Annotated in this window: 13 protein-coding genes and 1 tRNA gene; 6 read left to right on the top strand and 8 right to left on the bottom strand. The window is 66.5% G+C overall.

What is annotated here, in order from left to right; translation table 11 throughout:
• Positions 1-6 precede the first annotated feature (6 nt).
• Positions 7-2,082, top strand: a complete 2,076-nt coding sequence (locus AB0O89_RS13515; protein ID WP_363498543.1) for an MDR family MFS transporter — start codon at positions 7-9, stop codon at positions 2,080-2,082.
• A gap of 478 nt (positions 2,083-2,560) precedes the next feature.
• Here AB0O89_RS13515 and AB0O89_RS13510 read toward each other — a convergent pair whose 3' ends face one another.
• The 5 genes from AB0O89_RS13510 to galU all read right to left on the bottom strand — a co-directional run bounded on the left by AB0O89_RS13510 (position 2,561) and on the right by galU (position 5,840).
• The gene (locus tag AB0O89_RS13510; RefSeq protein WP_363498540.1) at positions 2,561-3,037 is read right to left on the bottom strand and encodes a cupin domain-containing protein; all 477 of its coding nucleotides are present in this window, start codon (positions 3,035-3,037) and stop codon (positions 2,561-2,563) included.
• Positions 3,038-3,136: 99 nt separating this feature from the next.
• Positions 3,137-3,209: transfer RNA gene (locus AB0O89_RS13505), tRNA-Ala, on the bottom strand.
• 54 nt (positions 3,210-3,263) lie between these two features.
• Complete coding sequence (locus AB0O89_RS13500; protein WP_363498537.1) at positions 3,264-4,214, bottom strand: large exoprotein; 951 nt, start codon at positions 4,212-4,214, stop codon at positions 3,264-3,266.
• Between the two features lie 84 nt (positions 4,215-4,298).
• Positions 4,299-4,928: a GNAT family protein gene (locus tag AB0O89_RS13495; protein WP_300590330.1), complete on the bottom strand. Its 630-nt coding sequence runs from the start codon at positions 4,926-4,928 to the stop codon at positions 4,299-4,301.
• Between the two features lie 24 nt (positions 4,929-4,952).
• Positions 4,953-5,840, bottom strand: a complete 888-nt coding sequence (gene galU / locus AB0O89_RS13490) for a UTP--glucose-1-phosphate uridylyltransferase GalU (RefSeq protein ID WP_292709034.1) — start codon at positions 5,838-5,840, stop codon at positions 4,953-4,955.
• A gap of 117 nt (positions 5,841-5,957) precedes the next feature.
• Between galU and AB0O89_RS13485 the strand changes: the two genes are divergently transcribed.
• The 3 genes from AB0O89_RS13485 to mscL are packed head-to-tail and all read left to right on the top strand — an operon-like array spanning position 5,958 to position 7,359.
• Positions 5,958-6,551: a 5-formyltetrahydrofolate cyclo-ligase gene (locus AB0O89_RS13485; RefSeq protein WP_363498533.1), complete on the top strand. Its 594-nt coding sequence runs from the start codon at positions 5,958-5,960 to the stop codon at positions 6,549-6,551.
• A gap of 27 nt (positions 6,552-6,578) precedes the next feature.
• Positions 6,579-6,908, top strand: a complete 330-nt coding sequence (locus AB0O89_RS13480; protein WP_292709037.1) for an FmdB family zinc ribbon protein — start codon at positions 6,579-6,581, stop codon at positions 6,906-6,908.
• Positions 6,909-6,933: 25 nt separating this feature from the next.
• Complete coding sequence (gene mscL, locus AB0O89_RS13475) at positions 6,934-7,359, top strand: large conductance mechanosensitive channel protein MscL (protein WP_292709039.1); 426 nt, start codon at positions 6,934-6,936, stop codon at positions 7,357-7,359.
• Positions 7,360-7,366: 7 nt separating this feature from the next.
• Here the strand turns inward: mscL and AB0O89_RS13470 are convergent, their stop codons facing one another.
• Genes AB0O89_RS13470 through AB0O89_RS13460 form a run of 3 tightly spaced genes read right to left on the bottom strand, consistent with a single transcriptional unit; the run spans position 7,367 to position 11,274 of the window.
• Positions 7,367-7,561, bottom strand: a complete 195-nt coding sequence (locus AB0O89_RS13470) for a hypothetical protein (RefSeq protein ID WP_300594597.1) — start codon at positions 7,559-7,561, stop codon at positions 7,367-7,369.
• Complete coding sequence (locus AB0O89_RS13465) at positions 7,548-10,457, bottom strand: AAA family ATPase (protein ID WP_363498528.1); 2,910 nt, start codon at positions 10,455-10,457, stop codon at positions 7,548-7,550. Before AB0O89_RS13465 ends, AB0O89_RS13470 begins: the two co-directional genes overlap by 14 nt.
• Positions 10,423-11,274, bottom strand: a complete 852-nt coding sequence (locus AB0O89_RS13460; protein ID WP_363498525.1) for a hypothetical protein — start codon at positions 11,272-11,274, stop codon at positions 10,423-10,425. The genes AB0O89_RS13465 and AB0O89_RS13460 overlap by 35 nt, the downstream gene beginning before the upstream one ends.
• Positions 11,275-11,451: 177 nt before the next feature.
• Between AB0O89_RS13460 and AB0O89_RS13455 the strand changes: the two genes are divergently transcribed.
• Both AB0O89_RS13455 and AB0O89_RS13450 read left to right on the top strand, forming a co-directional pair.
• Entirely contained in the window at positions 11,452-12,000 is a 549-nt protein-coding gene (locus AB0O89_RS13455; protein ID WP_331792165.1) for a methylated-DNA--[protein]-cysteine S-methyltransferase, read from the top strand.
• 146 nt (positions 12,001-12,146) lie between these two features.
• A complete protein-coding gene (locus AB0O89_RS13450) occupies positions 12,147-12,995 on the top strand; it encodes a LuxR C-terminal-related transcriptional regulator (RefSeq protein ID WP_341579324.1) in 849 nt (282 codons plus the stop codon).
• Positions 12,996-13,182 lie beyond the last annotated feature (187 nt).

Genomic DNA, 13,182 nt, shown 5'->3' with positions numbered 1-13,182 from the left:
GGCACTATGTCAACTGCTGCAGTTCGCCCTGCCGCCGGCGCTCCGGTGATGACACACCGAGAGATCCTCGTGGTCATCTTCGGCCTCATGGCCGGTATGTTCCTCTCTGCGCTGGATCAGACCATCGTCGGCACCTCGATCCGCACGATCGGCGACGACCTCAATGGACTGAGCCTGCAGGCGTGGGTCACCACGGCGTACCTCATCCTGGCGACGATCTCGACGCCGATCTACGGCAAGCTGTCTGACATCTTCGGCCGTCGTCCGCTGTTCATCATCGCGATCGGGATCTTCATCATCGGCTCGATCCTGGCCAGCTTCTCGCAGTCGATGGTGCAGCTCGCCGTGTTCCGCGCGATCCAGGGCCTCGGTGCCGGTGGCCTGATGTCGATGCCCCTCGCGATCATGGGCGACATCCTCGCGCCGCGCGAGCGAGCCCGCTACCAGGGATACTTCCTGGCCGTCTTCGGTATCTCTTCGGTGATCGGCCCGCTCATCGGCGGCCTGTTCGCCGGCGCCGACCAGATCCTGTGGATCGACGGATGGCGCTGGGTCTTCCTCATCAACGTGCCGATCGGTATCGCGGCCCTCGCGGTCGTCGTGCGCTTCCTCCACATTCCCCGCCATAACGGCGCCCGCTCGGTTCGCATCGACTGGTGGGGGGCTGCCGCCGTCATCGTCGCCCTCGTGCCGCTGCTGCTGGTCGCCGAGCAGGGCCGCGAGTGGGGTTGGGATTCGCCCATCGCCATCTCCTGCTACGTGATCGGCGCCATCGGCATCCTGGCCTTTGTGCTCATCGAGCGGGCGATGAAGGATGACGCGATCATCCCCCTGAAGCTGTTCAGCTCCCCCACGTTCTCGATGGCAACCGTCATCGGCGTGTTCGTCGGCTTCGGGATGTTCGGCGCGATGCTCACGATCCCCCTGTACCTGCAGCTCGTCCTGGGCTCGACCCCGACCGAGAGCGGCCTCCAGCTGCTGCCGATGATCCTCGGCCTCATGATCTCGTCGATCGCGAGCGGCCAGATCATCGCGCGCACCGGCAGGTACCGCATCTTCCCCATGACCGGCACCGCGTTCATGGCGCTCGGCTACTTCGTCTTGACGTTCATGCGATACGACTCGTCCTACTGGATGATCGCCGGCGCGATGCTGCTGCTCGGGCTCGGGCTCGGGCAGCTCATGCAGACCCTCACGATCGCGAGCCAGAACTCCGTCGGCGCGCGCGACATGGGTGTGGCCACGAGCGCGTCGACCTTCTTCCGTCAGATCGGTGGCACCGCCGGGACTGCCGTGCTCCTCTCGCTGCTGTTCACGGTGCTCCCCACCAACGTGCAGACCGCTTTCCAGAACGAGACGAACCTGTCGGGCGCACTGAACGCCGCACTGACTCCCGAGATCGCGAACGCTCCCGAGAACGCGGCGATCATGCAGACGATCTACACCCCGATCGTTTCAGCCGTTACTGATGCAACCACGCAGCAGATCGAGCAGGGGCTGCAGCAGGCAACGGATGCCGCCACTCAGGCCGTCGCCGATCAGGTCGCGGCAGGGACCATCCCGGCATCCGCGCAAGAGGCAGCCACCGCGGCTGCCGTAGCGCAGGCTCAGGCCGCGGCGACGGCACAGATCGAGGAGCAGATCCCGGTCGCGCAGATCTCGAGCGACGGCACGGTCACACTCGACTTCTCAGACGCCGCCGACCGCGAGGCCTTTGTGGCACAGATCATTCCGCAGATCGAGGAACAGTTCGCCGGTGGCGGCGAGAGCTCGCTCGATAGCAGCACGATGGATGACACCTCGTTCCTCACCGGCGCGAACCCGGCGCTCGCTGAGCCGCTGCTCATCGCCTTCAACGAGTCGACGGTGCTGGTCTACTGGGTCGGGATGTACGTCGTTCTCATCGCCTTCGTGCTCTCGCTCTTCTTCCGCACCCCGCCGTTGCGCGATCGCTCCGCACTGCAGGAAGCCGCCGACGACGAGGCGATGCTCGCGACCGCCGCGGCGGAGGAGTTCGGCGCAATGGTCACGCCCGGCACGGCAACGGGTCCCGTACCGACGAGCGCAGGAACCCGCAGCTAGGAGACTCGCTCCATCCAGGTAGTCCCTGCCCTACGACGCGTCGCAGCTAAGCGTTGCCACCGTCGATGCGCTCGAGCAGGTCCTTGAGCGCATCACGGATCGCCGTATGGTCGTACTGGCCGGCCCGGCTCTCAGCCGAGATCACCCCCGAGCGATGTACGCGGGCGAGGTCACCGTACGGAAAGCTGTAGGCGCCTTTAGTCTCGGGTTCTCACTCCGATCGACACCCAGATGCCAGTGCGAGAACTCGGTCCATCCGTGCTGTTCGATGAAGGTGTTCTCGTCGTCCGGTGACGGGGCGGCCTCTGACCACTCGTCGCGCTCACCGCGCACGACCTCTCCTTCGCGAATCAGCTTTTGCGCCTACTCCCAGGCAGGCTTGTTCAGTTCGATAGCCATGACGCCGACGGTACGGAGTGCGAACCGGATCGGCGAACGGATTGCGCGGCCCGAGCGGATGTGCAACGGCAGCGGGCGATCAGTCGCACTTCGCGAGGTCGGTCTGCGCGAGGGGTTGCCCATCCTCGATGACGTAGGTCACCAACAGCACGACATCCTCGGTACCCTCATTGACGCCTTGGTGGATGTATCCTGCGCCCTCGACGATCGCGTCTCCGGTCTCGTAAACGTGCACGCCTCCCGGGTAAATGGGAGCGTAATGCGTCAGCGTTCCCTGTTCGACAACGGCAATGAGTTGACCGGCATGGCAGTGCTCGCCCGTTCCCGCACCGGGACGCAGAGTGATGCGGCGGAACACCACTTGTGAGGATCCCTCGACCTGAACCTCGACACCGTCGGGGTCCTCGCCGACAGCAAGGTCTTCAGCGGTCACCGGCGCAAGACTCACGGATGCCGTGGCAGAACTCGTCGGTGAGGCATCAGGGGATGACGTACAGCCGGCCAAGAGCACGCAGGCTGCAACGATGACCGCGGGGAAGCTTCGGCGCAGATGCATGACGCAAGAGTGACACATAGCCGCTCGCGACAGCAGTCAGGTCTTCTAGTCGCCTATGACGCGACTCAGGAGAGACCTATGACGCGACTCAACACAGGGTGGACCTGAGGGGATTCGAACCCCTGACCTCCTCGATGCGAACGAGGCGCGCTACCAACTGCGCCACAGGCCCGTGAACCCAGTAACACTATCACGCACGCCCCGGCGGGCTGAATCGCTGGAGCCCCTAAGCGCTGGCAGCGCGGCGGCTCAACAGATCGCGCACGTGGGCTTCGATCTCGGCGTCGTCGACGTACCCCATACGCGCGAAATCCACTCCCGCCGCAGCGGCAGTCTCCCGCGCAGGTGCAGCGACGGATGCCGCCTGCCGGGCACGTTCACGCTCGGCGCGAGCGCGGTCGATCGTGGGCGGCGCAGCGGCTTCCGCGCGCTGGCGCATTGCCTCATCCAGCGCCGCTCGGCGAAGAGCCTCGCGCGCGGCAACACCGTCGAGTGTTGCGGCTGCGCGGGATCCGGATGCCGCGGTGAGGGGCTTGGGCAGTTCGCGCGGCGCCCACTGGCGCGAGACGGGTAGAGCGACATCCTGCACCGTGGGGGCTGCCCGCACGGGGGCTTCCACGGTGACCTGGGACCGCACGGCGGCACGCGACGAGATACGGGCCATTTGCACGAGCATTGCTGCACAGACCGCAAGGATGCCGGCCGACCACCACAGCAGAGTCTGCGATCCGGTCGTGGCCAGCTGCCACGCGCCCCAACCGAGGAAGGCAATGGCGACGAGCCCGACGATCGTGGTCAACAGCCGCGCACGGCGGCGAGCGCGAGCACGACGAGCTGCCGGAAGCGACCGCGCGGCAACGAGCTCGGAACGGGCCTCCTCAACCGCTGCCTGCTCCCGCTCCGCGGCGGCAAGCTTGGCGAGCCGCTCTCGCTCGGCGAGCGCGCGCTTGGCTTCGCGCTGCTGCGCTTGTGCGGTGCGGGTGTTGAGCTCGAGGCGAACCTCGTCCGGCGTCTCGCTCGTCTCGGCGAGAACGCGCAGCGCCTGGTTCAAGCGGACGGCGTTTCGTTCGGCCGCGTCGTACTGGCGACGCTCGTACCAGGAGGGCACGAGATAGACGAGCCACAGGAGCACGGAAACCGCGACGATCACGCCACCCCCGAGTACCTGCCCATCCATGATCCATACGGTATGCGACGCGGACGCACGATCCCGGGAGCCCGCGACGTGTGTCTGTCTCGGTTTGCGCCAACAGGCACCGATTCAGACGGGCATCCGGTCTTCGGGAGGCACGGTCGCGGCATCCGGCGGGACCCGCCCCGCCACCCACCGGTGCAGCACACCTTCGGGAACGTCCTCGCGCACGAGCGCGAAGGCGTAGTGGTCACGCCAGTCACCGTCGATGTGGATGTAGCGACGCCGATAGCCCTCATATCGGAAGCCGAGTTTCTCGACCACCCGCAGACTCGCGCGGTTCTCGGGACGGATGCAGATCTCCACCCGATGCAGGTTGAGCTCCCGGAAACAGATGTCGGTGGCGAGGGCAACCGAGATCGGCGTCACATTGCGGCCGGCGAACTCCTCGGCGATCCAGTACCCGATCGTCGCCGAGGCAAGAGAGCCCCGCGCGATCCCCCAGACGTTGAGCTGCCCCGCGACCTGCCCCTCATACTCCATGACGTAGGGCACACCGGCTCCCTCGCGGTGCTGCTGCAAGAGGCGACGGATGCTGAGCCTCATGTCGAACGAGACCGGCCCGTCGGGGCTGGTGGCCTCCCACCGGCGCAACCACGATCGATTGTCGAGGAGCTGCTGCTGCAGAACGCGGGCGTCGCGCGGTCGGATGAGACGGATCGATACCGGACCGTGGTGGAAGGGGGACGTCAGATCCACGTGACCCCTCCCACCCGGGCGGCGCTACAGGGTCGCCGCGAAATCCTTCAACCAGGGCTTCAGCTCGGCGCCGAGGTCTTCACGGTCCGAGGCGAGCTGAACGATGGCCTTGATGTAGTCAACCTTATCGCCGGTGTCGTAGCGGCGTCCTCGGAAGATCACGCCGCGCACGCCGGGGCCGTTGGGGTCCTTCGCGAGCTCCTCAAGCGCGTCCGTGAGCTGGATCTCGCCGCCCTTACCGGGCTCGGTGTGCTCGAGCACGTCGAACACGGTCGGCGCGAGCACGTAGCGGCCGATGATCGCAAGGTTCGAGGGAGCGTCTTCCTTCGCGGGCTTCTCGACAAGGCCACCGACGGTCACAACATCCGGGTCATCGGTGGGCTCGGCAACCGCGCATCCGTAGAGGTGGATCTGCTCGGGGTCGACCTCCATCAGCGCGACGATCGCGGCACCCGTGCGCCGGTGCTCGTCGAGCATCTTGGTCAGCAGCGGGTCGCGCTCGTCAATCAGGTCATCACCGAGGAGCACGGCGAACGGGTGGTTACCGACGTGCGACTTCGCACGCAGCACTGCGTGGCCCAGGCCCTTGGGCTCGCCCTGACGCACCATGTGCACCTCGGCGAGGTCCGAGGAGTGCTCGACGGCCGCCAGCTTCTTGCCGTCGCCCTTCTCGCGCAGCTTCTCTTCGAGCTCGGGAACCGAGTCGAAGTGGTTGGCGATGTTGTTCTTGTTCCGCCCGATGATGATCAGCACATCCTGGATGCCGGCAGCCGCAGCCTCTTCCACGACGTACTGGATCGCCGGCTTGTCAACCACCGGCAGCATCTCTTTGGGCATGGCTTTAGTGGCAGGAAGGAAGCGAGTGCCGAGACCCGCCGCGGGAATCACTGCCTTGAAGGGGAGATCAGACATGGCCCTCACTCTACCGAGAGGCTATGAACACGATGTGACGGATACGCGACGCGCCGTCACCCCTTGACATCGGGGGCCGGAGCCTGTCTGCGCACGCAAGCAGCCTAGAATCTACGCATGTCTGATGCGATCGCCGATGCCAAGCGTGCGATGCGCGCGGACCTTCGAGAGCGTCGGCAGACGCACTCCGAAACCGCCCGGGAAGCCGCCGCCGAAGGCATCCGCTCCCAGCTCGATACCCTCGTGGAGCGCTCGGGCGCAACATCCCTCTCGTGCTTCCTGTCTACGACAACCGAGCCGGGCACGCGAGAGTTCGTGAATGCCGCCATCGACCGCGGCTTGCGCGTCCTGCTCCCTATCACCCGCGCCGACGGGCTCCTCGACTGGACGGTCGCCGAGCGCGACGGCAGCGAGGTCGAGGGGCTGTTCGGGATGCCCGAGCCCACCGGCGAGCTCCTCGGCCCGATCGCTGTGAACGACGTCGACCTCATGATCATCCCCGCCGCCGCCGTGGACACCACCGGCATGCGGCTCGGCTGGGGTCGCGGCTATTTCGATAAGACGATCGGCTCGATGGAGCGCTGCCCGCCCGTCTACGCCGTCATTTTCGACGACGAACTCGTGCCCGCTGTTCCGCGGGACGTCCACGACCAACCGGTCACCGGCGTGGTCACGCCGACCCGTATCGTCGACCTGCATCCTCACCGCTGAACCCTCGCACCCACCGAAAGACCACCGATGCCCACCTATGCCTACGCCTGCCGCCAATGCGGCCACCGATTCGAAGCCGTGCAGTCCTTTACGGATGCCTCCCTCACCGAGTGCCCGGAGTGCGGCGGATCACTTCGCAAGGAGTACGGATCGATCGGCGTGACCTTCAACGGATCCGGCTTCTACCGCACCGACTCACGGGCGGGTAGTGGCGGCAAGGACTCCGGCGGCTCGGGATCGAAGGAATCCGGCTCGAAGGACTCGGGATCGAAGTCGGACAGCTCGAGCTCATCGTCGAGTTCAGGTTCGTCGTCAGGGTCGAGCGCCTCGACGAGCACCGCGACCACCTCCAGCTGACGCTCGACACAACGAAGGGACCACCATGATCAAGGGATTCCGGGAGTTCATCCTCCGCGGTAACGTCATCGACCTCGCGGTAGCCGTCGTCATCGGCGCTGCCTTCACCGGCATCGTCAACGCGATCGTCTCCGGTCTGATCAATCCCATGATCGCCTACGTGTTTCAGGCGGAAAGCCTCAACGGACTCACCTGGGATGTGCCGACGCTCATGGGTGGAACCACCACCTTCGCCTGGGGTTCGATCATCGGCGCGGTCATCAACTTCCTCGCGGTAGCCGTGGTCGTCTACTTCGTCTTCGTCATGCCGATGAACAAGCTCAAGGAGCGCGCCGCTGCTCGCGAGCAGCTGCCGCCCGAGCCCGAGCCGATGCCGAGCGAAGCCGAGATCCTCATCCAGATCCGCGATCTGCTCCAGAAGCAGAACGACGCGGCGCCGCCGAAACCCTGACGCAGCGTCAGTAGTGCGGAGGGACGTCGGCTCGTAGGCGGTCGTCGTTCGGGCCGGTGTCAGACGAGGTCGAGGGCGCGTCGGCGTCGGCGTCGGCATCCGGGGTTTCGGGGGCGACATCCGTGCCCGGGGCCGGAGTCAGACGTGCGCGACGTGATCCGGGAACGCGCTCGACGCGCTGACGCTCGTCAGGCGACGACATCGATCGGCTGCGTGTCACCCTCGGCAACGGGCGATTCGACGGTTACGCCGAGGATGCCGGCGATGCGCTGTGCGACGCCGCCGGGGTCGCTGTACAGATCGAACGAGTGCACGCGCACGTAGTGCCAGCCGAGGCGCCGCAGAATCTGGGGCCGCAGCCGCAGCGACTCGCGCAGCGATCCGCCGATGGTCTCGGGATCGCTTTCAGCGACGACGGCCTTGCCCTGGTGGTGCGCGACCAGCGGAAGCAGGCCTCGGTAGTTCACCTCGACTGCAACCCCCAGGCGGCGCAGCTCCTTCGCGAGCGAGAGCATCAAAGGGTCGCCGTCATCCTCGTGCCGCGAGACTCGAGCGCGACGCTCAACGTCGCCGAGGATCGACATGAGGGATGCCGCCCCGTGCGCCAGCCGGCCGTCATCAACGGCACCGGGACGGATGCAGGACACGATCACCATCGAGCGGCGAGCGCGCGTCATCCCCACGGTCAGCAGCCGCTCACCGTCGGAGGTCGAAAGATCACCGAAGTCGCTGAGGACGCGCCCGTGTCGGGTGAGCCCGTACCCGAGCGAGAAGATGACGCGGTCGCGGCTCTCGGCCACCGACTCTTCGAGCGTGAGCACCGAGAACGGCTCGGCGGAGTCACGGGCGACGAAGTCGGCGACATCAGACCGACCCGCGAAGGCGCGGTCAACGGCAGCACGGATGCGGGCAGCGTGCTTCGCGCTGGCCGTGATGACCATGAGCGACTCGGACCCGCGGTTGACGGCGTGCTCGACCACGAGAGTCACGACGCGCTGAACCTCGGCATCCGGGCTCTCGACAGCGCCGGACTCGGGGTCGGGAACTCCGATGCCCCCCTCGACGTAATCCACCGAGAGGCTTCCGCGTCCGAGGTAGGAACCGGCCCAGGGCAGGGAGACGATCTCGCCGCCGTAGAACGCACCGTTGACGAGCTCCGCGAGGTCCTCGCCGCCCGCGCGATAGCTGCGCGTGAGCGTCTCGACCGGCAGGATCTCAGCAAGGCGCTCGAACACGCTCGCGTCGTCGAACGGCTGCTCCGGCTCGTCGTCGACGGTCGGCGAGCCGGCGGCGACACGGAACGCCGTCGGCTTCTGCGTCACGGGATCACCGAGCGCCACGATCTGTCGGCCGCGACGGATCGCGGGGGCAGCCTCGGCAAGGCTCAGGGACGCGGCATCCGAGATGATGACGACATCGAAGACGAGGTCGTCAGGGATCGCGGGCACGTCGTAGGGCGAGGCCAGCCACACCGGCGCGAGCGAGCGCATGAGTGTGGGCGCTGTCGACACGACGGTTCGCGGTGAGGTTCGTCCCTCGCGCAGCGCCTGCTTCAGCGCTGCCGCCTCGTGGGGCTCATCGACGATTCCGACCCGCCACTGCGTTGCCAGCTGCGCGGCAAGAAGCTGCCCGGATGCCGCGGCATGCGCTTCGTCGACCAGCCGGAAGTCTCGCTCCAGGCGGTCGACGACTGCCGTATTGGCACCGAGAAGCGCCCGGTCGCTGCGCAACAGATGCTCGAGCGCCGACTGCCACCACGCATATTCGAGCTCACCCGCGACCTGCTGTTCGGGCACGTGCCGCACCGAAAGATCGAGGAGCAGCGGCTCAAGGCCCAGGGATGCCAGTTCGCTTCGCAGGCTCGCGCGTTCCATGAGGTTCTCGAACACCTCCGACTCGGCTGCCAGCCCCGCGAGGGTGCGCACGAGGGTCTTCACCGGCAGCGATGCCAGCGCCTGCGAACCCGAACGCCCGAGAACGGCATCCAGTTCGCTGAGTTCGGCATCCACGCGCTGCCAGGCAACTGCGACATCAGCAAGTCCGAGCGGGATGTCGGGAACGACGTTCGCCTCGACGTAGCGCTGCCACTGCTGCCGCTGCTTCTGGATGCGAAGAAGCGCCTCGTACATGTCGCCGACGTGCACGCCCGGCCGCACGTACTCGCGGGAGAGGCGCCTAAGCCGGCGGCGATCGGCGCCGCTGAGCGTCGAGGTGTCACGGCGCGGGGCGTGAGCCTGAATCAGGTCACCGATGGGGCGCTCGAACACGGTCGGGCTGAAGCGATCCAGGGAATCACGGATGCCCTGCAAAAGCCGCAGGTACTCCCCCAGCTCGCCGACGCTCTCGAAAGGACGCATGTGCGTCTGCCCGAGCAGCACGTACCCGCGCTCGAGCAGGTGCGGAAGGTCCATGCGGTGCAGCTTGCCCGCCAGAGCATGCGCCGAGCGCGCCTGCTCGGTCGTGGCAAAGCTCACGCCGTACCAGGGCGAATCCGATGGGCCGATCCGGAACTCGCCGAGACGCGCCGCCGACGCAAGCTTGGCGGCGGCATCCTCTCGACCATTCGCGAGCCGCACAAGCGTCTCAATGTCCAGGCGTGCGGTCGTCGTCGGGGGTTGCTCGCGCTGGGCGAGTGCCGACAGTTCCCGCAGGATGTCGAGCACGGACGTTCCGAGGGCGTCGTGGCGGTCGGCCAGCGACGACCGGTAGTCGCGCAGCACCGTGCGAAGGCGCACGAGGGCGTCATCGATCTCGGAAACCTTGGGGGCAACGGCCTTCTCATTGCGGCCGATCGCGCGGACGAGATCGCGCTGCAGTTCGCTCGGTGAGACGGCAAGTCCCGGAAGCCCAACGCCCGCGAGGCGGTGGCGGACCCCGTCGAGTGTCGAGCGTCGCGCACTGACGACGAGCACCCGCCGCCCCTCCCGCACAAGCGCTCCCACCGCGTTGATGACGGTCTGGGTTCCGCCGGTACCCGGCAACGTGTGAACGACCAGAGATTGACCGGCAGCAACCCGCGCCAGCACGGCTTCCTGCTCGGCGTCGGCATCCAGCAGCAGTGTGTCAGCAGAAGGCACGCGCTCGTCGGGCCCGGGCATCACCGGAACCGGACGCCGCAGCGTCACTGCCTCCCGATCGGCGGGGTGACCTGCGAGGGCATTCAGGACCGGATGATCCAACTGAGCCGAGTCGCGTACCATCGCGGACCCGACGTCCACAAACGTCGAGACGACGAGGCGCGGCTTGACCATGAACGACGGAATCTGCGCCATGAGCGGCACGCAGGTGATCGATCACCGGCTGCGGCTTGAAGACGCCCTGATCGTAGGCAAGACCCGACAGGGCGTCACCGTCGAGTTCGATGCCGAAGTGCATCCGCATCGCGCGCAGGAGTTCGGGATTGACCTGGAAGCTGCCGTGCAGCTTCAGTTCGAAGTCGGTGTGGTGCCGGCGGATGGCCAACGGACGCAGCAACACGGGAGCTATGCAGTCAAGTCCCCCGAGACGCCACGATGCGATCCCGACAGCCAGGCGCACGGCATCGATCCCCCGGGCAGTCCGCAGCTCGACGTTCTTCGTTGTGATCCGCTCCGCAGCCCGACGAGCGGTGCCGAGGGCGACTTCGTCACGGAACAGGCCCGACAGCAGCGTCGATCGTCCCGTGATGAACTGCGGAAGGCTTCCCGGATGCGCCTTGGTGATCTCGATTCCGGCATCCGGAGTATCGGAGAAATGCAAGAGCGCCGAGCGACCACCGAGATCCGCCGCCTGGGCGCGCAACCTCTCGCGCTCCTCCTCGGCGATGTGAACGATCGTCGCGTCGGTGTCAGCGAGGGTCAGGTCTGCGGGATCCACAGACACCGCACGCATCGCACCATCGGCGCCAAGGATGACGCCACCTTCTGCTCGCACCACACGGTCAGACTAGGTTGCGGTCTCGATGCGTCCCGGTAACGCACCACGAGTGTTGCGGTATTGCGCGACACGCCGAATCCGTCAGGGCTTCCTCCCCCGGAGCCGATGTGGCACTACTGTCCACCGCGCGCCACCCCCGGCGGCATCCGAACCAGCGTCAATGGACAGGATGGAGACATGCCTCCCGTAGCCGTCTCCTCGAGATACCTCTTGCACCCCACTCCCCTCGGAGACGTGCTGATCGTCAGCACGCCCGACGCAGTCATCTCGTGCCACCCCGTCTACGACAATCCGGGGGATGAGCTCGCGGCCCTGACGGTGGCGCTTCGGGCCGAGCCGAGCCCCGGAACCACGGATGCCGCACTGCAGCTTGCCGCGCAACTCGACGAGTACTTCGCTGGCGATCGGACGGCGTTCGAGGTGCCACTCGACTGGGCACTCGTGCGCGGCTTCACGCGCGATGCGCTCGAGGCTGTGGCGCGAATCCCATTCGGCGAGACTGCCGGCTACGGCGAGGTCGCTGTCATGGCTGGGCACGCGCGGGCTGCGCGGGCGGTCGGCACGGCATGCGCGACGACACCGTTCTCGATCGTCGTTCCGGTTCACCGCGTCATCCGCGCCGACGGGTCGATCGGAGAGTACGGCGGCCACCCCGAAACAAAGCGGTTCCTCCTCGACCTCGAATCCCACGTGCTCGAGCGAGAACAAGCCGGCCGCGCCGTGTAGGCCGGCGCGACCGGCGGGATCCCCGGGTTCGACCGGGGATCCCGCACTGCGCACCGACGAAACACCGGTGGTAGCCTCATCGCTACTGAATTCGGCGACAGTGACGTCCTGGACCGACGCGGTCGTCCCGACACGAGGCGGTCGATGTGGCCCTGCGATTCTCATCCGAGACGGAGCAGAAGTTACTCGCGCGCGCAGTCGACAGTCTTCCCCGCGTCACGAAGTTCCCTGTCGCCTTCGGCGGGCTAACAACCGACGGACTCCTGCCGGTCACCGCGACGGCCGGGACGCGAACTCGATCGCTTGCCGGACTCGTCGTCCAGCCCGAACGGGGCCTCGGCGGCCGGTCGCTCGTCGAAAAGCGCGCGCGGCTCGCGATCGACTATCGCACCGCACGGGGTATTACTCACGACTATGATCGTGCGGTTCTCGGCGAGGGAATCTCTACGCTGTTCGCGGTTCCCGTGATGGTCGATGGTCAGGCGCGCGGAGTTCTTTATTGCGGCTCGTGGGCAGAATCCGCCGTGGGCGAGGTCGTGGCGCGCGCAGCATTCTCTGTTGCCGACTCTCTCGCCACCGAACTGCGGGTGAGAAGCGAAATCGATCGCCGTCTATCGAGCTTTGCGACACCTGCATCCACGGATATCGGCAGTGCCGCGCGCGAAGAGTTGCGAGAGAGCTACGCCGAAATACGGAGTATTGCCGCCTCGATTTCGGATGAATCGGTGAAACGTCGACTCCAGGCCATCGAGCGCCGACTTGCCGCATTGAGCGGTGACGGTTCAGCCACCACTCTGGACGTGCGCCTTTCTCCTCGAGAGGTCGATGTCCTTGCGAGCGTCGCCCTGGGCGCGACGAATGCGGAAGTGGCGGCATCCCTCGGACTCCGAGAAGGAACGGTCAAGTCCTATCTTCAGTCGGCGATGTCGAAACTGGATGTCTCCACCCGCCATGCAGCTGTGACAAAGGCACGACGCGCGGGAATTCTGCCGTAATTCGGGGTCCGGTCGCGAAAGAACGGAATTCACCCCGCGATGGACTTTATCTCCCGACTCAGGGATGCATTCGCAATACACTCGACATATGGGGCTCTTCGGACATTCGGTGGGGGTCATGGGGTGAGTCCGCCGGCGGCGAGGAGCATGCGGAGCCGGTAGTTGTCGCGGTTGCGGAAGCCGCGGG

The organism is Microbacterium sp. NPDC076895 (assembly GCF_040687115.1).
Classification (GTDB): Bacteria; Actinomycetota; Actinomycetes; order Actinomycetales; family Microbacteriaceae; genus Microbacterium.
Note: the sequence above shows the minus strand (reverse complement) of the source record. Positions and strands in the feature narration are given on the sequence as shown.

What these genes read in the sequence shown, in the direction of transcription:
- AB0O89_RS13515 (WP_363498543.1), top strand. Translation starts at nt 7, where the DNA reads ATGTCAACTGCTGCAGTTCGCCCTGCCGCCGGCGCTCCGGTGATGACA.
- AB0O89_RS13510 (WP_363498540.1), bottom strand. Translation starts at nt 3,037, where the DNA reads ATGCATCTGCGCCGAAGCTTCCCCGCGGTCATCGTTGCAGCCTGCGTG.
- AB0O89_RS13500 (WP_363498537.1), bottom strand. Translation starts at nt 4,214, where the DNA reads ATGGATGGGCAGGTACTCGGGGGTGGCGTGATCGTCGCGGTTTCCGTG.
- galU (WP_292709034.1), bottom strand. Translation starts at nt 5,840, where the DNA reads ATGTCTGATCTCCCCTTCAAGGCAGTGATTCCCGCGGCGGGTCTCGGC.
- AB0O89_RS13485 (WP_363498533.1), top strand. Translation starts at nt 5,958, where the DNA reads ATGTCTGATGCGATCGCCGATGCCAAGCGTGCGATGCGCGCGGACCTT.
- AB0O89_RS13480 (WP_292709037.1), top strand. Translation starts at nt 6,579, where the DNA reads ATGCCCACCTATGCCTACGCCTGCCGCCAATGCGGCCACCGATTCGAA.
- mscL (WP_292709039.1), top strand. Translation starts at nt 6,934, where the DNA reads ATGATCAAGGGATTCCGGGAGTTCATCCTCCGCGGTAACGTCATCGAC.
- AB0O89_RS13470 (WP_300594597.1), bottom strand. Translation starts at nt 7,561, where the DNA reads ATGTCGTCGCCTGACGAGCGTCAGCGCGTCGAGCGCGTTCCCGGATCA.
- AB0O89_RS13465 (WP_363498528.1), bottom strand. Translation starts at nt 10,457, where the DNA reads ATGCCCGGGCCCGACGAGCGCGTGCCTTCTGCTGACACACTGCTGCTG.
- AB0O89_RS13455 (WP_331792165.1), top strand. Translation starts at nt 11,452, where the DNA reads ATGCCTCCCGTAGCCGTCTCCTCGAGATACCTCTTGCACCCCACTCCC.